Origin of the sequence: Burkholderia sp. PAMC 26561, from assembly GCF_001557535.2 — a bacterium.
Lineage (GTDB): Bacteria > Pseudomonadota > Gammaproteobacteria > Burkholderiales > Burkholderiaceae > Caballeronia.
In genome coordinates this window covers 380,419-403,799 of the sequence record NZ_CP014307.1, presented here as the reverse complement: position 1 = coordinate 403,799, position 23,381 = coordinate 380,419, and the positions used below count along the sequence as shown (strand labels likewise).

Annotated in this window: 20 protein-coding genes, 1 pseudogene and 3 riboswitches; of the genes and pseudogenes, 10 read left to right on the top strand and 11 right to left on the bottom strand. The window is 61.9% G+C overall.

Annotated elements, in window-relative coordinates:
- Positions 1-7: 7 nt before the first annotated feature.
- Genes AXG89_RS17505 through AXG89_RS17490 form a run of 4 tightly spaced genes read right to left on the bottom strand, consistent with a single transcriptional unit; the run spans position 8 to position 2,586 of the window.
- Positions 8-250 carry a DUF1289 domain-containing protein gene (locus tag AXG89_RS17505; protein WP_178391865.1) on the bottom strand — a complete coding sequence of 81 codons (243 nt, stop codon included), beginning with the start codon at positions 248-250 and terminating at the stop codon, positions 8-10.
- A complete protein-coding gene (locus AXG89_RS17500) occupies positions 247-1,539 on the bottom strand; it encodes a cobyrinate a,c-diamide synthase (RefSeq protein ID WP_062171231.1) in 1,293 nt (430 codons plus the stop codon). Before AXG89_RS17500 ends, AXG89_RS17505 begins: the two co-directional genes overlap by 4 nt.
- Position 1,540: 1 nt before the next feature.
- Entirely contained in the window at positions 1,541-2,143 is a 603-nt protein-coding gene (gene cobO, locus AXG89_RS17495; RefSeq protein WP_062171229.1) for a cob(I)yrinic acid a,c-diamide adenosyltransferase, read from the bottom strand.
- Positions 2,143-2,586 (bottom strand): cobalamin biosynthesis protein, encoded by a 444-nt coding sequence (locus AXG89_RS17490; RefSeq protein WP_236873457.1) that lies wholly within the window; start codon positions 2,584-2,586, stop codon positions 2,143-2,145. The genes cobO and AXG89_RS17490 overlap by 1 nt, the downstream gene beginning before the upstream one ends.
- A gap of 88 nt (positions 2,587-2,674) precedes the next feature.
- Positions 2,675-2,942, bottom strand: a riboswitch (cobalamin riboswitch).
- An 82-nt stretch (positions 2,943-3,024) separates the two neighbouring features.
- Positions 3,025-3,270: riboswitch (cobalamin riboswitch) on the top strand.
- Between the two features lie 152 nt (positions 3,271-3,422).
- Between AXG89_RS17490 and cobW the strand changes: the two genes are divergently transcribed.
- The 4 genes from cobW (at position 3,423) to AXG89_RS17470 (ending at position 9,954) form a co-directional block, all read left to right on the top strand.
- The gene (gene cobW / locus AXG89_RS17485) at positions 3,423-4,511 is read left to right on the top strand and encodes a cobalamin biosynthesis protein CobW (protein ID WP_062171225.1); all 1,089 of its coding nucleotides are present in this window, start codon (positions 3,423-3,425) and stop codon (positions 4,509-4,511) included.
- A gap of 3 nt (positions 4,512-4,514) precedes the next feature.
- Positions 4,515-8,288 carry a cobaltochelatase subunit CobN gene (gene cobN, locus AXG89_RS17480; protein ID WP_062171223.1) on the top strand — a complete coding sequence of 1,258 codons (3,774 nt, stop codon included), beginning with the start codon at positions 4,515-4,517 and terminating at the stop codon, positions 8,286-8,288.
- Complete coding sequence (locus tag AXG89_RS17475; RefSeq protein WP_062171221.1) at positions 8,285-9,280, top strand: ATP-binding protein; 996 nt, start codon at positions 8,285-8,287, stop codon at positions 9,278-9,280. The genes cobN and AXG89_RS17475 overlap by 4 nt, the downstream gene beginning before the upstream one ends.
- Before the next feature lie 113 nt (positions 9,281-9,393).
- Positions 9,394-9,954 carry a vWA domain-containing protein gene (locus tag AXG89_RS17470; protein ID WP_062171219.1) on the top strand — a complete coding sequence of 187 codons (561 nt, stop codon included), beginning with the start codon at positions 9,394-9,396 and terminating at the stop codon, positions 9,952-9,954.
- 15 nt (positions 9,955-9,969) lie between these two features.
- On the opposite strand, the gene cobJ is transcribed toward AXG89_RS17470, so the two are convergent.
- The 4 genes from cobJ to cobG are packed head-to-tail and all read right to left on the bottom strand — an operon-like array spanning position 9,970 to position 14,289.
- Positions 9,970-11,646, bottom strand: coding sequence for a precorrin-3B C(17)-methyltransferase (gene cobJ / locus AXG89_RS17465; protein WP_062171217.1), 1,677 nt, complete (start codon positions 11,644-11,646; stop codon positions 9,970-9,972).
- On the bottom strand, positions 11,634-12,359 hold the full coding sequence (locus tag AXG89_RS17460; RefSeq protein WP_062003133.1) for a precorrin-2 C(20)-methyltransferase: 726 nt from the start codon (positions 12,357-12,359) through the stop codon (positions 11,634-11,636). Before AXG89_RS17460 ends, cobJ begins: the two co-directional genes overlap by 13 nt.
- Complete coding sequence (locus AXG89_RS17455; RefSeq protein WP_062171215.1) at positions 12,360-12,986, bottom strand: precorrin-8X methylmutase; 627 nt, start codon at positions 12,984-12,986, stop codon at positions 12,360-12,362.
- Positions 12,979-14,289 (bottom strand): precorrin-3B synthase, encoded by a 1,311-nt coding sequence (gene cobG, locus AXG89_RS17450; protein ID WP_075358657.1) that lies wholly within the window; start codon positions 14,287-14,289, stop codon positions 12,979-12,981. The genes AXG89_RS17455 and cobG overlap by 8 nt, the downstream gene beginning before the upstream one ends.
- 107 nt (positions 14,290-14,396) lie before the next feature.
- Positions 14,397-14,573, bottom strand: a riboswitch (cobalamin riboswitch).
- Positions 14,574-14,666: 93 nt separating this feature from the next.
- Here cobG and AXG89_RS17445 point away from each other — a divergent pair.
- From AXG89_RS17445 to cobM, 3 genes are read left to right on the top strand one after another with little or no spacing between them, the layout of a single operon-like run.
- Positions 14,667-15,872 (top strand): bifunctional cobalt-precorrin-7 (C(5))-methyltransferase/cobalt-precorrin-6B (C(15))-methyltransferase, encoded by a 1,206-nt coding sequence (locus AXG89_RS17445; RefSeq protein WP_062171211.1) that lies wholly within the window; start codon positions 14,667-14,669, stop codon positions 15,870-15,872.
- Entirely contained in the window at positions 15,866-16,600 is a 735-nt protein-coding gene (locus AXG89_RS17440) for a cobalt-precorrin-6A reductase (protein ID WP_162916103.1), read from the top strand. Before AXG89_RS17445 ends, AXG89_RS17440 begins: the two co-directional genes overlap by 7 nt.
- Positions 16,601-17,329: a precorrin-4 C(11)-methyltransferase gene (gene cobM / locus AXG89_RS17435; RefSeq protein ID WP_062171207.1), complete on the top strand. Its 729-nt coding sequence runs from the start codon at positions 16,601-16,603 to the stop codon at positions 17,327-17,329.
- Between the two features lie 72 nt (positions 17,330-17,401).
- Here cobM and AXG89_RS17430 read toward each other — a convergent pair whose 3' ends face one another.
- On the bottom strand, positions 17,402-18,139 hold the full coding sequence (locus AXG89_RS17430; RefSeq protein ID WP_062171205.1) for a TerC family protein: 738 nt from the start codon (positions 18,137-18,139) through the stop codon (positions 17,402-17,404).
- 271 nt (positions 18,140-18,410) lie between these two features.
- On the opposite strand from AXG89_RS17430, the pseudogene AXG89_RS17425 reads away from it, so the two are divergent.
- A pseudogene (locus AXG89_RS17425) lies at positions 18,411-19,521 on the top strand (OpgC domain-containing protein).
- A 177-nt stretch (positions 19,522-19,698) separates the two neighbouring features.
- Positions 19,699-19,872 (top strand): DUF1328 family protein, encoded by a 174-nt coding sequence (locus AXG89_RS17420; protein ID WP_069638391.1) that lies wholly within the window; start codon positions 19,699-19,701, stop codon positions 19,870-19,872.
- 81 nt (positions 19,873-19,953) lie between these two features.
- On the opposite strand, the gene eutC is transcribed toward AXG89_RS17420, so the two are convergent.
- Together eutC and AXG89_RS17410 are read right to left on the bottom strand one after the other, a co-directional pair.
- Complete coding sequence (eutC, locus tag AXG89_RS17415) at positions 19,954-20,760, bottom strand: ethanolamine ammonia-lyase subunit EutC (protein ID WP_062171203.1); 807 nt, start codon at positions 20,758-20,760, stop codon at positions 19,954-19,956.
- On the bottom strand, positions 20,760-22,139 hold the full coding sequence (locus AXG89_RS17410; protein WP_062171201.1) for an ethanolamine ammonia-lyase subunit EutB: 1,380 nt from the start codon (positions 22,137-22,139) through the stop codon (positions 20,760-20,762). Before AXG89_RS17410 ends, eutC begins: the two co-directional genes overlap by 1 nt.
- A gap of 159 nt (positions 22,140-22,298) precedes the next feature.
- Here AXG89_RS17410 and mnmH point away from each other — a divergent pair, with 159 nt between their 5' ends.
- Positions 22,299-23,363 (top strand): tRNA 2-selenouridine(34) synthase MnmH, encoded by a 1,065-nt coding sequence (gene mnmH / locus AXG89_RS17405; RefSeq protein WP_062171199.1) that lies wholly within the window; start codon positions 22,299-22,301, stop codon positions 23,361-23,363.
- Positions 23,364-23,381: the final 18 nt, after the last annotated feature.

Below are 23,381 nucleotides of genomic sequence, written 5' to 3'. Positions count from 1 at the left end.
CCCTTTTTTATGCCGCTGCTTTTCTGGCCAGCAAGGCAGGGAAGAGGCCGAGCTTGTCGGCGTCGGGCAATGTCTTCCATGCCTTGATCTCTTCGCGGCTTCTGAAGCAGCCTTCGCAATAACCCGTGGTTTTATCGAGGCGGCATACGTCCGTGCAGGGTGAACCTACGGGCTGAAGCTGGCTCGCACGTTCGATGGTGAATGCGAGTTCAAGCGGCGTTTTTACAGGTGTTTCCAAAGGCATTGTCATAGCGGTTCGCCACGGAAAAGGGCGGCGGCTGCCGCCGGATTCGTCGGCCAGTAAGTGTGCATGTAGGTCGCGGTAATCGGGCCTTCCTGGTAGAAGGCTTCGCCTTCCTTGCCCGTGGTTGCGTGCGTTGCGTTCAGGACAGGTGCCATGTCGGTCGTCACTGACGAGTAATGGAATGTGTGCCCTGTACTGACGCCGTGACAGCTTTCGATGCGCTGCATAGCGAGGCGGGAAAGGCGCTTTTGCATCTTCGCGTGGCCGGGTAAGAGGCCGAGCATGGTGTGCTGTGCGCCATCTATATCGGTCAGCGACTCGAGAAGATACAGCATGCCGCCACATTCGGCGACCACCGGTTTCCCTGCTCCGACATGCGCGCGAATCGATGCCGCCGTCGTCGCATTCGCGGCAAGGCGCGCGGCATGCAGCTCGGGATAACCGCCCGGCAGATAAAGCGCATCGGCATTGAACGGTTCATCGGCCAAGGGAGAAAAGTGCGACAGCGTTGCGCCCATCGATCTGAGCAGATCGAGATTGGCTGGGTAGATGAACGAAAACGCCGCGTCACGCGCAATGGCAATGTGCAGACCTTCGAGCAAACATGATGGCTGTTCGCGAGGTTCCTCGGCGAATTCAACTGAAGGAGGCAACTCGCGCAACGTAGTCTCGCCGATGGCGTCCGCGGCGCGATCCAGCCGTGCATCGAGGTCTTCGACTTCGGCCGCTTGCGTCAGACCGAGATGACGCCCGGGCAGCGCGACGTCGTCCATGGTCGATACATGTCCGCAATAACGCACGCCCTCGGGAATCGCTTCGCGCAGCATTTGCGCGTGCCGCTCGGATGCCACGCGGTTCGCCAGCACCCCGTAAAACGGCAGGTCGTCACGATATCGCGCGAGCCCGAACGCCACCGCGCCGAAGGTCTGCGCCATGCCATGCGCGCCGATCACGGCCAGCACCGGTACGCCGAATGTCGCGGCAAGATCGGCGCTGCTGGGGGTGCCGTCGAAGAGACCCATCACGCCTTCAATCAGGATCAGGTCGGCCGTTTGCGCGGCTTCTGCAAGCAACGCGCGGCAGCCGCGCTCGCCGACCATCCAGAGATGCAATGCATAAACGGGCGCGCCCGATGCGCGTTCGAGGATCATCGGGTCGAGGAAATCCGGGCCGGTCTTGAAGACGCGCACACGCCGGCCGAGCCGTCTGTGATAGCGCGCAAGCGCTGCGGTCACGGTGGTTTTACCCTGGTTCGATGCAGGCGCGCTGATGAATAAAGCAGGACAGGCGCGCACGTCAGAACTCGACGCCACGTTGCGCCTTGACCCCTTGCTCGCGATACGGATGCTTGACCGGCCGCATTTCCGTCACGAGGTCGGCCGCTTCGATCAGCGCTTCAGGGGCATGACGGCCTGTCACGACCACATGCAGCATCTCGGGCCGTGCGTTGAGCACGCCGAGGACTTCATCGAGCGGCAGGTATTCGTATTTCAACACCGTGCAGAGTTCGTCGAGCACGACCATTTGGTACTCGCCGCTTTCGATCATGGTGCGCGCCGCGTCCCAGCCCTTGCGGGCGGTGGCGATATCGGCGTCGCGATTCTGCGTGTCCCAGGTGTAGCCGTCGCCCATCGTCACGAAGTCGCAATTGGCGATCGCGCCGAGAAAATCGCGCTCCGACGTATGCAGCGCACCCTTGATGAACTGCACGACGCCAAGCCGCATGCCATGGCCGAGCACGCGCACGGCCATGCCGAATGCGGCCGTGGTCTTGCCTTTGCCCGTGCCCGTATTGACGATCAACAAGCCTTTTTCAATCGACGCCTGTGCCTGCTTTTTCTCGTGGCCTTCCTTGCGACGCTGGGTCATGCGCAGATGCGCTTCTTCGTCCGTTTTCATTACATTCTCTCGTTGTCTTTCTGTTGATTCGAGTTGTCTTCGGCAATGGCGACAGTCACGCCATCCACTGCGATCTTGGGCCGTACGATTCGTCCGTCACGCGATGCCAGGAGCGCACACGGTTCGCAGACGCCATCGACGCCGATCAGTGTCCGGACGCGTTCCGATGCTCTCGTCTCGACTTGCGACACGCGGTCCTTCGAAAAAAATTCTATCGGCAGGTGGTGAAGAGCGGCGAATTCGAGCAAAGCGGTTTCATCCTGTTTGCCGTCAATCGATGCCAGCGCGCGCACATGCGTGATCGGCTCATTGCCAAGCGCCGCGCAAACCGCCGCATCGATCTGCCCGATGCTCACGCCACGCCGGCAGCCTATGCCGATCACCCACGCGCTCAACGTCCCGCTCCATCCGTGCGTTCCAGACGCGCGGATAGAAGCTTGCAAATACACTGCGGATCAGATTTCATGTAAGACGATAGATTCATTACGTCCTTCATCCGTCCCTCGCGGATGCGGCGTCCGGCGCGTCCATGACACGCCACTTGCGCTGGCCGGTATCCGGGCTTGGCGACCGCATTCGCTTGCGCCTTCCCGCTTTGGCAAGCAGTGGCCATGAAGCAAATGTGCGCACGGGTTCTGTGAAACCAATTCGAACCGGCGCGGGTCGCGTACCGTTGCGGGGACAGCACAGGTTTCTTGCATGCAGGCGCGCTGAGAATAAACGCTCTTGCATCCTGTTTCCCGTTTAACTACGCACGCAGGAAAAGCGCGCGTGAGCACCAGACGCGAGCCAAAGATAGCACACGGAGGCGTGCCGGCGCTTGGGTTTCCATTGCTCGACAACTGGCCGTAACCTTGACCGCAAGGCTTCACCGGCCTAGACTTGGCGCAGTTTTCTGGTGCTCGCGCGCGGTCTCTCTCTGTGCGCAGTTAAACGGGAAGCAGGGAGCGCCGCCGGACACTCGTGCGCGCCAACCTGCGCTGCCCCCGCAACGGTAAGCGAAAACCGCGCAGCATGACGTCGCGCGCGGCAAAGCCGGCTTCGAACACCACTGCATGCGTGCTGCGTGCGGGAAGGTGAAGCGGCATTTCGCCAGCCCGGATACCGGCCGGAACGGTTTGACATCTGGAGCAACAGGTGCCGCGGGGATGCGGTGCGGGCTCGACACTTTCATCATGCCTTGCCGGGTTTGAAGCCCAGTATGCTTTTCGCTTGCGTCATTTGGAGGCTCATGGCGTTTCCGGCATCAGGCAGTCAATCGATAAAAACGGAGTGAAGGATGCAAATGCGCAAGATCCCGGTCACGGTCGTCACAGGCTTCCTCGGCAGCGGCAAGACCACGTTGATGCGGCATATCCTTGAAAATGCCAAAGGGCTGCGGATCGCAGTGATCGTGAACGAGTTCGGCGAACTGGGTATCGATGGTGAGATATTGAAGGGCTGCAGCATTGGTTGCGAGGACGAAAGCACGACCGACCAGCCGAACCTCTATGAGCTTTCGAATGGTTGCCTCTGCTGCACCGTTCAGGAAGAGTTTTATCCGGTGATGGAGCAGCTCGTCGAGCGTCGCGATCAGATCGATCATGTGCTGATCGAGACCTCCGGTCTCGCCTTGCCCAAGCCGCTGGTTCAGGCGTTCAACTGGCCATCGATCAAAAATGCGTTCACGGTCGATGCCGTCGTGACCGTGGTCGATGGTCCGGCTGCTGCAAGCGGCCAGTTCGCGGCGAACCCGCAAGCCGTCGACGAACAACGCCGCGCCGATCCGAATCTCGATCACGAATCGCCGCTGCACGAGTTGTTCGAAGACCAGTTGGCGTCAGCCGATCTGGTGATTCTCAACAAGATCGACCTGATCGATGAGGCGCAGCAACGCGCCGTCGAAACGCTCATACGCGGCGAGATTCCGGCGGGCGTGAAGATCGTTCCGGCGCAGATGGGGCAACTCGACCTGCATGCGCTGCTCGGGCTCGAAGCGGCGTCGGAGACCACGATCCATCTGCGCGTGGATCATCATGGGTCGGTAGATGACGAAGGCCACGCCGACCATCATCACGACGACTTCGATTCTGTCGTGGTCGAGGCGCGCGTGGAGTCGCGCGACGCGGCGGTCGCTGCATTGCGCGCGCTGGTCGACGCCAACACGATTTATCGTGTGAAGGGCTTCGCCGCGTTGCCGGGCACGCCGATGCGTCTTGTGGTGCAGGGCGTGGGGCAACGTTTCGATACCTACTTCGATCGCCGGTGGACACCCGCTGAAGCCGAGGTCGGAACGAGCCGCTTTGTGCTCATTGGCGAAGACCTGGATCAGCCGCGTCTGCAACAAGCGCTTCTCGACGCGCTCGCCAGCGCACCTGTGCAGGCCTGAACCGTGCATCTGCTACGCACGACGCCCGGTGGTTTTGTCGATGACGCCGCGGGCGTCATGCGCATCGACCAGACGCCTGCGCCGATCGTCGTGCTGAGTTCGGCCGATACCACGCTGTCGCTTCTTGCAGGCGTCGTGCCGAATCTCGAAGCGGGGTTTCCTGCTGTGCGCCTCGCCAATCAGGCGTTCCTGCGGCAGCCGGCATCGGTGGACTTCTACGTCGATGACGTGCTCAGGCATGCGCGCGTGATCGTGATCGATCACCTTGGCGGCGAGGCCTATTGGCCCTACGGAATCGAGAGTATCACCACGCTTGCGCGCAAGAATGGCCAGATGCTCGTGATGTTTTCCGGCGACTTGCAGGAAGACCCGAACCTCGTTGCGAAGAGCACCGCGGAGCCCGCATTGTGCGACCAGCTCTGGCGTTATCTGCGTGAGGGCGGCGCGCAAAATGCCGAGGCGTTCCTGCGCTGCATTGCGTATCGGGCGCTGGGCTACGGGCGCGAGGCCGACTTGCCCACGCAGTTGCCCGCGGTTGCGATCTATCATCCGGCGCGGCAGATTGCGACCATCGACGACTGGAAGGACAGATGGACGCAGGGCGCGCCTGTCGTTGCCGTGCTGTTCTACCGCGCGCATCTGCAGTCTGGCAATACAGACGTATTCGACGCATTGATCGATGCGCTCGAAGCGCAAGGCCTGAACCCGTTGCCGATCGCGATGGCGTCGCTGAAGGACCCGTTGAGCCGCGAAGTCGTGCAGACATTGTGCGCGGACAACAATGCGTTGCTCGTGTTGAACACGACCTCCTTCGCGGCCGGCGTGATCGATGACCCCGCGCCGTTCGAACTCGCTGGCGACGCGCCCGTGCTGCAAGTGATCCTCAGCGGCGGGAATCGCGAGGACTGGGTCAAGGACAACCACGGGCTGACATCGCGCGACATTGCCATGCACGTTGCGCTGCCGGAAGTCGATGGGCGCATCATCACCCGCGCGATCAGTTTCAAGGGCCTGGCGTACAGATGCAAACTGACGCAAGTGGATGTCGTGCGTTATCAGCCCGACCTCGAGCGTGTGCGTTTCGTCGCCGAGCTGAGCAGGCGCTGGTGTCGCCTGAGGCAGCTTCCGAACGCCGGCAAACGCATCGCGCTCGTGCTCGCAAATTATCCGCTGAGCGAAGGGCGCATTGGTAACGGCGTGGGTCTCGATACGCCGGCATCGGTCGTGAATATTCTTTCGATGCTCGCACGCGAGGGATATACCACGCAGGATATTCCCGTTAATGCCGACGCGCTGATGCAGGCGCTGACAGCGGGCGTGACCAACGATCCCGTCGTGCGCGATATGCGTCCTGCGCTGCAGAGTCTCGCGCTCGATGATTATCTCGATGCATTCCGCAAGCTCCCCTCCGACGTTCAGCAAGACCTGAACGCCCGCTGGGGTCCGCCCGAAGCTGATCCGACTGTGCGGCGCGGCCGCTTCATGATCGCGGGCTGGCGGTGCGGGCATGTGTTCGTCGGCATTCAACCGGCGCGCTCGCGAGAACGCGGCGATTACGCGAGTTATCACGACGCCGAACTCGTGCCGCCGCATTCGTATCTCGCGTTCTACTTCTGGCTGCGTTTGCGCTTCAACATCGATGCAATCGTACACGTCGGCAAGCATGGCAATCTTGAATGGCTGCCGGGGAAAAGCGTGGCGTTGAGCGCGTCGTGCTGGCCCGACCTGACGCTCTGCGCCATGCCGCATTTATATCCGTTCATCGTCAACGATCCGGGTGAGGGCAGTCAGGCGAAGCGGCGCGCGCAGGCGGTGATCATCGATCATCTGATGCCGCCGCTTACGCGCGCTGAAAACTATGGGCCGTTGCAAGACCTCGAACGTCAGGTCGATGAATATTATGAAGCGCTGATGGTCGATCCACGCCGCGCGAAGCTCTTGCGAAAGACGATTCTGGCGAGCATCGTGGAGCATCGGCTGCATGAAGAACTGGGACTCGAGAAACCGCGCGACTCCAATACCGAAGACGCGTTGCTCAATCGTGCCGATGCCTATTTGTGCGAGCTGAAGGAAGCGCAAATCCGCGATGGACTGCACGTGTTCGGTGCTTCGCCGCAAGGCGTTCAACGCCGCGATACCTTGCTCGCATTGGGCCGTTATCCGACAGGCGACGGACTCGGCGCTAATGCGAGCGTGCTCACGGCGCTGGCTCGTGACCTGCAACTCGGCGACACGTTCGATCCTTTGGACTCCGACTGGACTGCGGCATGGACGGGGCCGCGTCCTGCTCGACTGATGCAAATGATCGATGCCCCCTGGCGTCATCATGGCGATACGCGCGAGCGTCTTGAGTTGCTTGCAACGTCGCTGCTGGACGGTCCCGCGAATACGGTCGGCCCCAACACATCGCAGGTGCTCAGGCGTTTGAACGGCGATCTTTTATCTCGCCTTGATGCATGCGGTCCGCAAGAGCTGCTGCAACTCCAGCGCGGCCTCGACGGACGCTTTGTGCCGCCAGGTCCGAGTGGTTCACCTTCACGCGGACGACCCGATGTTCTCCCCACCGGACGCAACTTCTATTCCGTCGACACCCGCGCTGTCCCCACGCGCGCAGCCTGGACGCTCGGCCTGAAGTCCGCGAACTTGCTGATCGAACGACATCTTCAAGAGCACGGCGATTACCCGCGTGCGATTGGTTTGTCGGTGTGGGGAACGGCCACGATGCGCACGGGCGGCGACGATATTGCGCAAGCCATGGCGCTGATCGGCGTGCGTCCGAAGTGGGCCGCGGGCAGCAATCGTGTGACGGACTTCGAGGTCTTGCCTATCACGATCTTCAACCGGCCGCGTATCGATGTCACGCTGCGCGTTTCGGGTTTCTTCCGCGATGCCTTCGCGAACCTGATGCATCTCTTCGACGCAGCCGTTCAGGCCGTCGCCGAACTCGACGATGAAGACGAAGACATCAATCCGATCCGCGCACGCATCATGCGCGAACGTGATGAACACGTCGCTCGCGGACTGGACGAAAAAGAAGCGCGTCTGCGCGCGGGCTGGCGCGTGTTCAGCACGAAACCGGGTGCGTACGGTGCGGGTTTGCAGGAGATGATCGACGCAAAGCAATGGCAGAGCGATGCTGATCTTGCGCGTGGATTCCAGGACTCGGGCGGTTACGCGTACTCGCAAAAGGGCGATGGCGTCCATGCACGCGATTCATTTGGCGCGAGGTTATCGACTATTGACGTGGTGGTGCAGAACCAGGACAACCGCGAACACGACTTGCTCGATTCCAACGATTATCATCAATTCCAGGGCGGCATGGTCGCGGCGGTGCGGCATCTGTCGGGCGCGCAGCCGCAGGCGTACAACGCCGATCACAGCAACCCCGCATCGCCGCGCATACGCACCTTGCAGGAAGAGATATCGCGCGTGATCCGCTCGCGCGTGGTCAATCCAAAATGGATCGATGGCGTGAAGCGGCACGGCTACAAGGGCGCATCGGAACTCGCGGCCACGGTGGATTATCTCTTTGGCTATGACGCCACCGCACGCGTGGTGTCGGATCATCAATACGGGCTCGTCGCCGATGCTTACGTGAACGACGCCAATACCCGCGAGTTCATGCAGCAGCACAATCCGCATGCGCTGCATTCCATCTGCGAGCGTTTGACGGAAGCCATGCAACGCGGTTTATGGCAAAGCCCGGGCGACTACCAGACGCAGATCGAACGCCATCTGCTGGATGCCGAACAGCAACTCGAAGGGCAACGAACGTGAACGATATTCTCTTTCCTTTCACCGCATTGGTCGCGCAGGAGCCCTTGCAACAAGCACTTTTGCTCGCTGCGGTCGACCCTGCGCTGGGTGGCGTGCTGGTGAGCGGCCCGCGCGGCACGGCGAAGTCCACCACAGCGCGCGCACTGGCCGAGCTGCTTCCCGAAGGCCGCTTCGTCACCCTGCCGTTGGGCGCGAGTGAAGAGCAACTGATCGGATCGCTCGATCTTGAAACGGCGTTACGCGACGGCGGCGTGCGTTTTTCGCCGGGCTTGCTTTCGAAGGCGCATGAAGGCGTGTTGTATGTGGATGAAGTCAATCTGCTGCCGAATCAGCTCGTGGATCAATTGCTCGATGTCGCTGCAAGCGGCGTGAACTTGATCGAGCGCGATGGCATCTCGCATCGGCATGACGCGCGGTTTGTGTTGATTGGCACGATGAACCCCGAGGAAGGCGAACTCAGGCCGCAGTTGCTCGATCGGTTTGGGCTTGCGGTGGAGTTGCAGAATTGCTTTGATGCCAACGTACGTCGCGAGATCGTCAAGGCGCGGCTTGCATTCGACGCAAACCCTGAAGGGTTCCGTTTGCGGTTAGCGCCGCAACAAGATGCGTTGTCGCATAAGCTTCTACGTGCACGTTCAGCTCTTCCCGCCCTCGAATTCGATGACTCCGTTCATGCGCGTGTGAGCGAGCTTTGCATCGAGGCAAACGTCGACGGCTTGCGCGCCGATCTGGTCATGCTGCGTGCGGCGCGTGCGCTGGCTGCATTGGAAGAGGCCGATGCGGTCCGGGTAGATCATGTCGAACGCATTGCGGAGGCGGTGCTTTTGCATCGGCGGAAAGTCGGCAACGAACCTGCAGGCAAACGCGAACAGGAAAAGCAGCAACCCCAATCGCAAGACACCGATGAAGCCAACTTCGGCTACATGCCGCCCGAGCCCGTCGATATAACCGCCGTAAAAAACGTGAGGCCGCTCACGTCAAAAAAATCCTGAGCCATCGAAGGCCGGAAACACGCGCCGACCCCGGCCGCCTTCGATGGCTCGATGCTTTCGCTCCCGGCAAAGCGCGTTCACGCGAAGGCGAGAAGAGCGGGCGCATCGACTGGATGCAAACGCTGCTCGCGAAACGCAATCAGATGCTCGACGCGGCGCATCTGCGGTTTCATTGCGAGGAAGGCGAGGCGAGCGCGCTGCATTGTTTCGTGCTCGATTGTTCAGGTTCGATGCTTGGCGGCAAGCGGCTCGCGCTCGCGAAGGGGCTGGTTGTTGCGTTGTTCGATCGCGCATACCGGGAGCGTGCGGAGGTGGCGCTCGTGTGTTTTGGCGGCGCGACGGCCGAGGTGCGCCGCGAGCCAGGCGCCGCGCACTGGTGGAACGACCGATGGCTTGCGCCGATCGGTGGCGGAGGCGGTACGCCGCTCGCGTTGGGCGTGCGCACGGGCGCCAACGTGTTGCTGCGCGCTGCGCGTCGCAAGCCTTCGCAGCGTCGCATTCTCTGGTTGCTCACCGATGGGCGAAGCGCCGAAACGCCGGCGCGTCCCGATTCGGCGGATCAGATCGTTGTCGTCGATTTTGAAAGCGCGGCCGTGAGTCTTGGCCGATGCGCGAAACTCGCCAAGTCGTGGCATGCGGATTACCGCACGGCCGCTGACATGACAGCGGCTTAGTGGCTCATCAGCCGCTCATTCGTACCAGCGGGGCGTGTACGCCCACTCGCCACTGCCATCGCCGCGCGCAAAGCTTCGCGTCGTCGATGATCCGACGATCACCATGGTTCGCATATCGACCTGATCGGAACGCAGGTTTGCGAGCGTGGTCGTGATCAACGTTTCACCCGGCCTGCCGATGTTCCTTCCCAGCACGACCGTGGTCGTTCCATCGCGATACTCACGCACGATCTCAAGCGCACGATCCAACTGCCAAGGCCTTGCACGCGAGACCGGGTTGTAGAACGCCATCACGAGATCGGCTTGAGCGGCATGTCGCAGACGCATCTCGATGACGGCCCATGGTTTCAGGTTATCGGAAAGCGAGAGCATGCAGAAGTCGTGACCGAGCGGCGCGCCGGCACGCGCGGCAGTCGCCAGCGCAGCCGACACACCGGGCAGGATGTTCAGGTCTACGGAAGACCACGCCTCGTTGGATTGTCCTGCGTCAAGTGCTTCGAGCACTGCGGCGGCCATGGCGAACACGCCCGGATCTCCTGACGACACAACCACGACCCTGCGCCCCGTGCTCGCCAGTTCCAACGCATGACGCGCGCGCTGCATTTCTTCGCGGTTATCGGTGCAATGGAGGATTTGATTCGGCTTGAATGGACCGGCCATGCGCACGTAGGTTTCGTAGCCAAGAATATCGTCGGCGAGGGACAACACGTATTTGGCCGCCGGTACCATCAAGTCCGCGCTGCCGGGACCCAGGCCGATCACGGTCAGCGTGCCGCGTGCTTGTCCGAGGTTCGTGACATCAACCGGATGCGATGCAATCGATATCGCGAGGTCTTGATCATGCGGTCTCAGCGTTTCGAACCCTTCCGGCAGGGCGCCGAATCTCAGGGGTACATCGAGGACATGCGCAGCTTCGATCAGGCGCGCCGACGTCATCATGGACACGGGCGCAAGCATGGCGGCGACCGACAGCGGCGAGATCTTTGTCTCAAGCAACGCACGGCGGATGCGTTCGGCGATCGGATCATCCGAACGCACCGCGTTCACGCAAATGACGACCGAGCGCGGGTGAATCATGAGTTCGCCGGCGTTTTCACTAACATGCGGCGAGATCCGGATTGCGCGGTTTGCATCGGAGGCACGGGGCAATTCGACCTGATCCAGCCACGGTGCGTTGCCTTCAATACGCGTAGTGCTTCCCGCCAGAAGATCGGACACGAAGCGCTTTCCATGTTCGATATCCGCAAGCACATACCCCGCCGGAGGATTCAGCAGGCATGTGCCGAAACGCAATTCGCCGCTCGTCGTGATCGCGGGCGCGACCTGCAGGACCGCCGCGATTTCGCGCGCCATGACGTTGACGCCGCCAAGGCCGCCGAGCAGCGGCACGACCACGCTGCCATCTTCGGCGACGGCAAGCACGGGCGGTTCGACGGTTTTATCGGCTAGAAGGGGAGCCACGCAACGGATCACGATTCCCGCCGCGCACAACGCGACGATCGGCGTGTTGCTCGAATAGAGCTCGCGCAGATGAGCGCTCAATTCAGTGAACGCGACATCGGCTTGCACGCGGTTCGCGAGGCCGTGAATCAACGCGCCGGGATAACGTGCCTGGATTCGCTGCGCAGTCTGCAATGCGCCCGTACCGAGCACCACGATTGCAGGCGATTTTGCGTCGATCAACCCCGCCATTTTTCCCCCGGCACGACCAGCAGCGAGAAGTAGGGCGACGCCATAGGATCGACATCCTCCAGCGGCACGATGCGCTGGTTCGCCATGGTCGCGCGTTCGACATAGAGCGCGCGTTTATCGAGTCCGAGGTCTTTCAACACGCGCCGGACCTTGTCGAAGTTGCGGCCAAGTTTCATGATCACGGCGGCGTCGGTGGCGGCAAGCCTGTCACGAAGATCCGCTTCCGGCAGCACGCCCGATAACACCGACAAACTCTGGTTCCGGTACACGAGCGGCACGCCGAGCACGGCGACGCCGCCGAGCATCGAACATACGCCGGGTACGACTTCAGCTTCGAAGCGCTCGGCGAGCCGGTCGTGCAGGTACATGTACGAGCCATAGAAAAACGGATCGCCTTCGCAGATCACGGCGACATCGCGGCCGGCTTCGAGATGATCGGCAATGCGGATGGCGGATTCATCGTAGAAATCGCCGATGATCGTTTCATAGCAAAGCGGCGGTTCGAGCGCTTCGGTCGTCACGGGATACACGAGCGGCATGCGCGTCTGCGTGTCCTTCAAATGCCCTTCGATGATCCCGAACGCGTTGCCCTTCTTGCCTTTCGCCACGAAGTACGCGACCACCGGCGCGGATGTCAGCAAACGCAGCGCCTTCACCGTGATCAGTTCGGGATCGCCCGGACCGACGCCCAGACCATAGAGACGTCCGCTCATCTATTCAGTCTCCGAAGCCAGCGCGTTCACTGCGGCCGCCGCCATCGCGCTGCCGCCGCGCTTGCCGCGCAACGCGACGAACGGGACGCCGCGGCTGTCGGCGGCAAGCATCGCCTTCGATTCCGCCGCGCCGATGAACCCCACCGGAAAGCCGAGGATCAACGCGGGCTTTGGTGCGCCGGCGTCGAGCATGTCGAGCAGATGGAACAGCGCGGTCGGCGCATTGCCGATCACAACCACGCTGCCTTCAAGATCCGGACGCCACAATTCGAGCGCGGCCGCCGAGCGCGTATTGCCGAGTTCGCGCGCGCGTTCGGGCACGGATGCGTCGTTGAGCGTGCAGATCACGCGGTTCTCAGCCGGCAGGCGCGCGCGCGTGATGCCTTCGGCGACCATGCGGGCATCGCAGAGAATGGACGCGCCTTGCTTGAGCGCTTCGCGGCCCGCTGTTCCGGCGTCATTCGAGAACACGAGGTCATCGATCACGTCCGTCATGCCGCATGCGTGGATCACGCGCACAGCCAGTTTTTCGAGGTCGGGGGGAATCGCGTCGAGGTTCGTTTCGGCGCGAATGGTCGCGAACGACGCACGATAAATCGCCTGCCCGTCGCGGATGTAATCAAGCATCGGTGGTGCTCCGGGCGAGCCAGCGGGCCGCCTCTTCAATGGTTATGCGCCGGGCGACCGGTTCAGACGCTTGCGTGTATACATCGTAGCGGCCGGGCGCGACGGCGAGCAGGGTTGTGTCGACGTGATGAGCCGCCGCGCAGGAACGCGCGCATCCGCTCAAGTGGACGTTGCCTGTTTCGGGCATCAAGGACGCAAGTTGATGCGCGTCCGCCTTGGTATCGGAGAAACCTTTGGCGCAGCCTTGCGAACCCGTGCATGCGATGAGGCGCGCGAAGGGCTCGTTCGGCGTGGTTGCGAGGTCGAGCGCCTTGAGCCGGTCGATGGTTGACGCGGCGTCTGCCACAGGTACGTCAAGCAACATCACGCTTTGCCACGGCGTCATGCGCATGCGCGGCGCGATGTCGGCGAGCGCCCGGAGCGTGGTTGCATCCAGACGGCCCAGCGGTGTCTGCGTACCGATGCACACCGCGCCTTCGTTGCGTTGCGGATGCACGCCGAAACGCAGTTGTGCATTGGACGAAGGGCGACGCCAATCTTTTGTGTCTTGCTTGAGCTGGAAATCGAGTTTCTGCTGCACGCGGTCAAGAACCGCTTCGGCTGAATACGTCTGCAGCAAGTCCCGCATCCTCGTCTGCTCCGGCAGCGCAAGATCGAGGAATGTATGCAACACCGCGTTCATCAAGTCGGGGACGTGCACGGACTCGACCGACGCGGCCGCAGGCAAATGCTCCGCGCAAGTCGGTGGACAACCGCCAAGTCCGAATGCGAACCGATCCGCCGATAGCGCCGAAAACCAGACATCGTGAGGATGATCGAGCATGGCAAGACGCTCGCCGCCGTCGAGCATGATTGCAAATTTCGGCGATAACTCGCGCAGACGCGCATCGTGCTGCATTTGTTCGAGCAACACGCGAGCGATCGGCGTGACGTCCACAATGGCATGCGGATCGAGACCGGCGAGCGGGCTGAGCAAGAGGTTGCGCAGATCGTCCGCATCCGGTGTGGCCGGACCCAGGCCTGCTTCGATCAAACGGGAAATCAACGCATCTTCAGCGTCCGGCCGCACGCCTCGAATCTGCAAGTTCGAGCGATTCGTTGCATCGATGACACCCGATCCACACGTCATCGCCACATCCGCCACCACACGCGCCTGCGCCGCGCTCATCTCGCCGCCGGTCAGGCGAATGCGGCACAGGCCGCCGTCGCGCGCAGGCACGATCCGCATCAGGCCGGGACATGCCGATGGCCTCGATGCCGGTACCGACCCGCGTTCAGTAGTGAGTGTTTGCGATGCGTTCAAAGCGTGACCCGTCCGGTCTCGCGCGGCGCCTCGACCTTTGCCTTGTCAGCAGCACATGAAAACAGGCAGGATCGCGGCATCGGTACACCCCGCCCGATGTTGGCTTGCACGAAGAATTCCGGTCGGCAGGTCTCTTGGCTGGCAGGTCGCCGCCCGCGCCGGCCTTCCCAGTCGAAACCAGTGGCAGTGGAGCGCGGACTCGCTGCGTACAATTGCGGGGGCAGCCACAGTTTCGCTGTGTTCCCTGTTAGGCCCGTGAGGGCACCGACTAAACGCGATATTATGCCCGTTTTTGCAGCCGACAAAACCAATCGCCGCATGGCTCGGCAAGCGGCCGGGCAGCGTAACCTGCAAATGAATCATGCGAGGATCGGCGGATGGCAACGTGGTTGACGGTAGTGGGAATCGGCGAGGACGGCTGGTATGGGCTCAGCCGGACGTCGCACGAAGCGTTGCTTGCCGCCGACATCATCTTCGGTGGCAAGCGCCATCTCGACCTGTTGCCGGAGCAGATTTCCGCTGAGCGCCGCGCGTGGCCCACGCCGTTTTCGATAACGCCGGTGTTCGACTATCGCGGCAAGCGAGTCTGCGTGCTCGCAAGCGGCGACCCGATGATGTTCGGCGTCGGCGCCACGTTCGCGCGCGAACTGGAGCCCGGTGAGTTCACCGTATTGCCTGCGCCGTCATCGGTGTCGCTTGCTGCAGCGCGTTTGCGTTGGGCGATGCAGGATGTGGCCGTGGTCTCGCTCGTCGGGCGTCCGATCGCAGCGCTTGGCGTTCGCCTTCATTCCGGCACGCGCATGCTCGTTCTCAGCAGCGATGGTTCAAGCCCTTCCGAAGTCGCGCAGTTATTGAACCGGCGCGGCTTCGGCGCCAGCCGGATGAGCGTGTTCGAACATCTGGGCGGCGAGCGTGAACGTCGCACTGATGGCATCGCAAACACGTGGAACCCGCAAGCCGATATCGCTGCGCTGAACCTGGTGGCGATCGCCTGCATTGCGGATGCCAACGCCTTGCGTCTGCCGCTCACACCCGGTCTTCCCGACGACGCGTACCAGCACGATGGCCAGCTCACCAAACGCGACGTCCGCGCCATCACCCTCGCGCGGCTCGCCCCCGAACCCGGCGAATTGCTGTGGGACGTGGGCGCGGGATGCGGTTCGATCGGCATTGAATGGATGCGCGCGCACGCTGATTGCCGCGCCATCGCGATCGAAGCGGATAGCGGACGTCAGCGTTTTATCGAACACAATCGTGATGCGCTTGGTGTGCCCGGACTGCAACTCGTGGAGGGCGAAGCGCCGACCGCGTTGATGGGGTTGCCATCGCCGGATGCGATCTTCATTGGCGGCGGTGTAACCGCGCCCGAGATGCTCGATACATGTTGGGCGCGTCTGAAGAAAGGCGGCCGGATGATCGTCAACGCAGTGACGATCCAAAGCGAGGCGACGCTCGTCGCGTGGCGGGCGGTGCATGGCGGCGAGCTGACGCGTATAAGCGTGGCGCACGCGCAACCTCTCGGCGCCTTCGATACATGGCGTCAGGCGCTCCCCATCACGCTGCTGCATGCAGTGAAATCATGACGCGCGTCCTGCTGCTCGGCGGCACGGGCGAAGCATTGACGATCGCGCGGCGTCTCAGTCCGGAACATGTCTATAGCCTTGCTGGACTGGGACGCACGCCGGGCGATCTCGTGTGTTGCGTGCGAGTTGGCGGGTTCGGCGGAGTGGAAGGGCTGGCGGCTTTTATAAAAGCAGAATCGGTTGGTCTGATCGTCGATGCAACTCATCCCTTCGCCGCGCAAATGAGCCGTCATGCCGCCGCTGCTTCAGCGGTGACGAGCGTCCCATGCTGGGCGCTTCGCCGTGCGCCGTGGCAACCGGGATCGGACGATGACTGGCGGAGCGTCTCTGACTTTGCATCGATCATGGCAGCCATCGCGCCATACAAACATCCGTTTTGGACGCTCGGCCGCGAGCCGCTCGATCATCTTGACGAAATCCCGTCGGGGCAACACTGGACCATCCGTTGCCTCGATCCCCATGTTGGCCACGCACGCGCGACGATCATCGCGGCGCGCGGGCCGTTCTCGCTGGACGGCGAGCGCGCTTTATTCGACCAGCAAGATACCGATGTCCTCATCAGCAAGAACAGCGGCGGGGCGGCGACCGAAGCGAAACTCGCGGTCGCGCGTGAACGCGGTCTGCCCGTCGTGATGCTGCAACGTCCGTCACTTCCTCAAGTCGAACGCGAATTCACCGATACGGCCTCACTCCTGAACGCGCTCGACGCTTTACAGAAAGCCCTTTAAATGACGGTCTATTTCATTGGCGCCGGACCCGGCGATCCCGAACTCATCACCGTGAAAGGGCAGCGTCTCGTGCGCTCGTGTCCCGTCATCCTGTATGCCGGGTCGCTGGTGCCGGAAGCGGTTTTGAGCGGGCATCGCGCGGAAATCTGCGTGAACACCGCCGATCTTCACCTCGATGAAATCATCGCGTTGCTCGAAACCGCGCATGCCAAAGGGCAGGACGTGGCGCGCGTTCATTCGGGCGATCCGTCGCTGTACGGCGCGATCGGCGAACAGATTCGCCGTCTGAACGCGCTCGCCATTCCCTATGAAATCGTGCCGGGCGTGACGGCAGCGGCGGCATCGGCGGCGGCGCTCGGGTGCGAATTCACGTTGCCCGGCATCTCGCAGACCGTGATCCTCACGCGCTTTGCGACGAAGACATCGATGCCCGAAGGCGAGCAACTCGCCGATCTCGCGCGCCACCGCGCGACCATGGCGATTCACCTGGGCGTGCGCCATATCGAGCGCATCGTCGCCGACCTGATCCCGCATTACGGCGCGGATTGTCCCGTTGCCGTGATCTTCCGCGCGAGTTGGCCCGACGAAGAGAAAGTGCTTGGAACGCTCGCGGATATCGCTGTGAAAGTGCTTGAAAAAGGCATCGAAAGGACGGCGTTGATCGTGGTCGGGTACGTGCTGAATGCCGAGGGATTCACGGATTCTTCGCTGTACCGGAAGGAGCCTTGAGACATTGAAAAAACGCCGCGCGGTTTCAAAGGCGCGCGGCGTTCCCACGATCAACGCACCAGACTCAGCACGTCAGGCGCGTTTCTTCTTCGCCCTGCGCGACAGCATGTTCAACCCCTCGACCAGCGCCGAGAACGCCATCGCCGCGTAGATGTAGCCCTTCGGCACGTGAGACCCGAACCCTTCGGCAACCAGCGTCATCCCGATCACCAGCAGGAAGCCGAGCGCGAGCATCACCACGGTCGGGTTTCTATCGATAAACCGCGACAACGGACCCGCCGCGAACATCATCACGGCCACCGCTGCAATCACGGCGACGAACATGATGGGAATGTGTTCCGTCATGCCGACGGCGGTCACGATGCTGTCGATGGAAAACACCAGATCCAGCACCAGGATTTGCCCGATCGCCGCCAAGGGCGTGATCGAAGCGGTCTTGGCCGGGCCGCCGGATTCGCCGGAAGCATGCGACACGTGATGATGGATCTCCGTGGTCGCCTTCCATACCAGGAACACGCCGCCGGCAATCAGGATCAGGTCGCGCCACGAAAAATCATGCCCGAACGCCGTGAAAATCGGCGCCGTCAGCCGCACGATCAGTGCGACCGTGCCGAGCAAGCCAAGCCGCATGATGAGCGCAAGCCCGATACCCAGACGCTGCGTGCGCGCCCGGTGCGCTTCTGGCAATTTGTTCGTGAGAATGGAGATAAAAATCAGGTTGTCGATGCCGAGCACGACTTCCATGACAACGAGTGTCGCCAGGGCCGCCCAGGCGGTGGGGTCGCTGGCAAGCGCTACGAGGTAATCCATGAGATGTGAGGGTTGTCCGGTTATAGGTCACGAATTTCACGCAATCGTACGCGACGTTCGCATCGATAATGTAAGCTTATTGAAATTTTGAGAGTGCTTCGAGCTGAAAAAAGTTCTCCACCATTTCCAAGCGGGCACCGGCTTCGAAAAACTTTCGCGCACAAATACGGGTAAACTCTCGGTGCCGCACGCTATTCCTCAGTTGGAAGTTGGAAGTTGGAATCGCGCCTTTCACGTTCGCTGCCTGATCCGGCAGTCTTTCGGGTTACGCATGCAGGGAAAATCGCAACGACTGGTTGAGCTGGACTTTTTTCGCGGCCTCGTCCTGCTCGTGATTCTTGTCGATCATATTGGCGGCAGCATGGTGTCCCGCATGACGCTGCACGCGTTCGCTCTTAACGATGCCGCCGAAGTCTTCGTTTTCCTCGGCGGTTTTGCGACTGCCACCGCCTATGTATCGATGTGCGCGAGGCGCTCGGAATCCGCCGCCCGCGCAAGATTTCTCCGCCGCGCTTTCCAGATATATAGAGCATTTCTGGTCACCGCCGCGCTCATGCTGCTCACGAGCTTCGTGTTGCGGCCGCTGTTCGGCAGCGCGCCGAATCTCGCCACGACCGACCTCGACGCGTTCATTGCCGCACCGTTCACGGCGCTCATCGATATCCTGCTGTTGCGACGCCAGCCCTATCTCGCATCCGTCCTGCCGATGTACGCGTTTTTCGCGCTCGCCGTGCCGCTCGTGTTACCGCTCGCGCGCAGCAAGCCGTGGCTTCTGCTCGCCGCGAGTATTGCGTTGTGGGCGCTCGCCCCTCCTGTCGCCGAGTATTTGCCGTCGGCGGAAGATTTGCTGTGGGACTTCAACCCTGCCGCATGGCAACTGATGTTCGTGATCGGCGTGATTGCCTGTTGCCCAGCCGGTTTATCAGCGGGTGAGCGGGCACAGGTTCGGATGGATCGTTAGCGTGGCCGCGCTCGCAGTTGCCCTGGGCATGGCGTACTACAAGCTGCTCGTGCTCCCGACTTCCTTCGATGGTGATTTCAAGCGCAATCTGGCGGGCGCGCGCATCGTCAATTTCGTGGCTATCGCGTGGCTCGCCAGCGATCTGACGCGTCGCGGCGTGGTCCGGCGGATCGCGCAGCTTGCGCCCTGGGTGGGCGCGGTAGGACGCGACGGCCTCGTGTGTTTCGTGGCGGGCGCGGTGATCTCGCTGATCGTGGATTCGGTGTTGTTCACGCTGACGGGCGGTTTGCTCGACGTGCCGTATGGTTTCGCCGCCGATGCCATCGCGATCGGCTTGCTGTTTGCGATCCCGCATCGGCAGCGTCTGTTCGATGCGTTGGGCTTTGGATCGATAACGTCTGCGGCAAAGGCGAAAGGGTAGCGCGGCGATATTTCTGAGCTTCAGCCAGCTCATCTAAAACGCTACTAACGGTCTACATGTGCCCCATCCGCCTGCTGGTTCGAGTGTCGATCCGCTTTCAAGAAACGTCCGGCAAGAACAAGCCGGGCATAGGCTTTGCTAAACCGTTGCGACTTCAACCATAACAACGGATTTACCATGCTCAAGCTTGCCATTCTCTTCGCGGTGATATCGGTTATCGCTGGATTCTTCGGCTTCGGACGCGTATCGTCGGGCGCGGCGGGGATCGCCAAGATCTTCTTCTTCATTTTCCTCGTGCTGTTCGTGATCTTCCTGGTCGTGGCTATCTCGGCAGGTTCACTGGTGCTCTAACGGCTCACACACAGCACGCGTAGTAACGAATCGGGGCGCCTGCCAAGGCGCCCCGATTCGTTACTAACGCCACACAAATCATCAGGCCGGCGGCAGCGTGGTGCGGTCGGACGCCGACAACAGCGCATCGCTATCGTCCTTGAGCCTGACGCCGGTCAGCTTCAGACGGACCGCTTCGTTGAGCAGGTAATGCAGCTTGAACGCGGCGGCATCGTAGGGGAGACCTTCGGGCCGGACGTTCGAGATGCAGTTGCGCTCGGCATCGCTCCGGCCGGCTCGCGGCTCGTAAGTCAGGTACACGCCAAGGCTGTCGGGCGAACTCAAACCCGGCCGTTCGCCGATCAGCACGACTACGATCCGCGCCCGTAAAAGCTCACCGATACCGTCGCCCAGCGCCACCCGCGCCTGCCGCGCCACGACGACAGGACCGATGCGCACGCCATCCAGCTTCGAGCGCATGCGCTGCAGCAACGGCACGGCATGGCGCGTTGCAGCGTAGGCCGACAAGCCGTCGGCGACGACGAACACCACATCGAAACCCTTGCCTTCGTGATCGCGAAGACGTGCCGTACTTTCATCGTTGAGCTTGCGGCCCAGATCCGGGCGACGCAAATAATGATCGCGATCGGGCGCTGCGCTTTCGGCATCGAGCGTATCGAAACCGGCTTCTCGCAGTGCTGCATGCAGCGCGTCCACATCGAGCGGTTGATGCACGGCGTCACGAGCCTGCGCGTGCGATAAATTGAACGCAAGCAAGGGCGCCGTCGGCAGGCTGCTGCCGGCGCGGCCCAGCGCGATGCGCGCGTTCGTGAAACGGCGCAGCGCGTCCCACGGACTGGCGTTGGATGGCGCGGGCGCGTCCTTTGGATCTGCGTCGGTATCGGCCATTACGTCGTGATCCATTCAAGCAAGGGTTGCGGTGCGGACGGGCTGAGCAGGGCGCCGCGTGTATCGATGATCTGCATCGATTCAAGCCATGCCTCGAACTCCGGGGCGCGGCGCAGCCCCAGCACATTGCGCACATATAACGCGTCATGAAACGATGTGCTTTGGTAGTTGAGCATGATGTCGTCAGCGCCCGGTACGCCCATGATGAAGTTGACGTTGGCTACGCCAAGCAGCGTGAGCAAGGTGTCCATGTCGTCGGAATCGGCTTCGGCGTGGTTCGTATAGCAGATGTCGCAACCCATCGGTACGCCGAGCAGCTTGCCGCAGAAATGATCTTCGAGACCGGCGCGAATGATCTGGCGTCCATCGTAGAGATACTCCGGGCCGATGAACCCCACCACCGTATTCACCAGCAACGGCTTGAACTTGCGGGCGACCGCATAGGCGCGAACTTCGCAGGTTTGCTGATCGACGCCGTGATGGGCATCGGCGGAAAGCGCGCTGCCCTGGCCGGTCTCGAAGTACATGAGGTTGTCGCCGACCGTACCGCGCTTCAGCGACAACCCCGCCTCATACGCTTCCTGCAGCAGCGCGAGCGACGCGCCGAAACTCGCGTTGGCTTTTTCCGTGCCCGCGATCGACTGGAACACGAGATCCACGGGCGCGCCTTTCTCGATCGCAGCGATCGTGTTCGTCACATGGGTCAGCACGCAGGATTGCGTCGGGACTTCGTAGCGTTGCCGGAAGTCATCGATCATCACGAGCAGTGTCGTGATTGCATTGAGCGAATCCGATGCCGGATTGATGCCGATCACCGCATCCCCGCAGCCGTACATGAGCCCGTCGAGCATGGACGCGGCGATGCCCTTGACGTCGTCGGTGGGATGGTTCGGCTGCAGGCGCACGGACATGCGTCCGGGCAACCCGATGGTATTGCGAAAGCGCGTGACCACCGGCCGTTTCTTGGCCGCGAGAATCAGGTCCTGATTGCGCATGAGTTTCGATACGGCGGCGACCATTTCCGGCGTGAGCCCGGGCGCGATGCGCACGAGCGCGGCGGTATCGGTGGTGTCGGCGAGCAGCCAGTTGCGGAAATCGCCCACCGTGAGATGCGATATCTCCGCGAAGGCCTGCGCGCAATGTTCGTCGATGATCAGCCGCGTCACCTCATCGCTTTCGTAAGGGATCACGGTTTCGCTGAGGAACGTGCGCAGCGGCACTTGCGCCAGCGCCATCTTCGCGGCGACGCGCTCTTCCTCGGTGGCGGCCGCGACGCCCGCAAGCTGATCGCCGGAGCGCTGCGGCGTGGCTCGGGCCAGCAGGGTTTTCAGGTCGTCGAAACGATACGTCCGATGACCGATGGTCTCGTTGTAGCTCATCGCGTGATCCTTGATTTCAGGGCGGCCATCCAATACTGAAGTATGCGACGTATCCGTGCATGGTCAAAAATGCGGACCATCCACTGTCCGTTTTGCCCATGCGATAATCCGAAACCTCCGGTTTGTCCACCGTATTTGTTCACTTTGTAGCGTCGCACCTTGAAAAACCTGCTTGTTCCGCTCGACCGGCTGGCCGATTTCGACGAAATAATCGACGTCCGCACACCACTCGAATTCACCGATGACCACATTCCGGGCGCGTTGAACGCGCCGGTGCTGAGCAACGAAGAGCGGGTGCGCATCGGCACGATGTACAAGCAGGTTTCGCCCTTCGAAGCCGCCCGGGTGGGCGCGGCGCTGGTCGCGCGCAATATCGCGCAGTATCTGGATACGGTCTTCGCCGACCGGCCCCGCAATTGGCGCCCGCTGATTTATTGCTGGCGCGGCGGTACCCGGTCCGGCTCCATGACGACCATGTTCAACATGATCGGCTGGCAGGCGCGGCAATTGGAAGGCGGATACAAGACCTACCGGCGCGCGACGATCGAGACGCTCGAGCGTCTTCCGGCGGCGTTTCGCTATATCGCGCTGACGGGCCCGACAGGCAGCGGCAAGACGCGTTTGCTGCACGCTTTGAGCGTTGCCGGGGCGCAGACGCTCGACCTGGAGCAGCTTGCGGCGCATCGCGGATCGCTGCTCGGCGCGTTGCCTGGTGAGCTGCAGCCATCGCAGAAATGGTTCGATACGTTGCTGGTCGGCGCGCTGCGGGGCTTCGATCCGGCGCGGCCTGTGTTTGTCGAGGCGGAAAGCCGGCGGATCGGCGCGGTGGCGTTGCCGCTCGCGCTGGTGGACACGTTTCATCGCGGCGATTGCATCCAGGTCGAAGCAAGCCGAGACGACCGCGCCGCGTTCCTCCTGCATGATTACGCGCATCTGTTCCACGATCCCGACTTGTTCAAGCAGCAGTTATCGAAGCTGATCGGTTTGCATAGCCGGGAGCGAGTGCACCACTGGCACAAGCTGATCGATGAAAACCGGGGTCCCGAACTCGCTCGCGAACTGATCGACCAGCATTACGATCCCGCCTATACCCGCAGCAGCGGCGCGCATTTCACCGAGTTGCCGCGCGCTACACGTGTGCTGTTCCGCCCGAATGACGCCGATGTCGTCGAGCAGGCGAAGGCGCTGCTCGCGCAGATCGAGACCTCCGCGAGCGCGGCGTGACACCTTATTTTTTCTTAA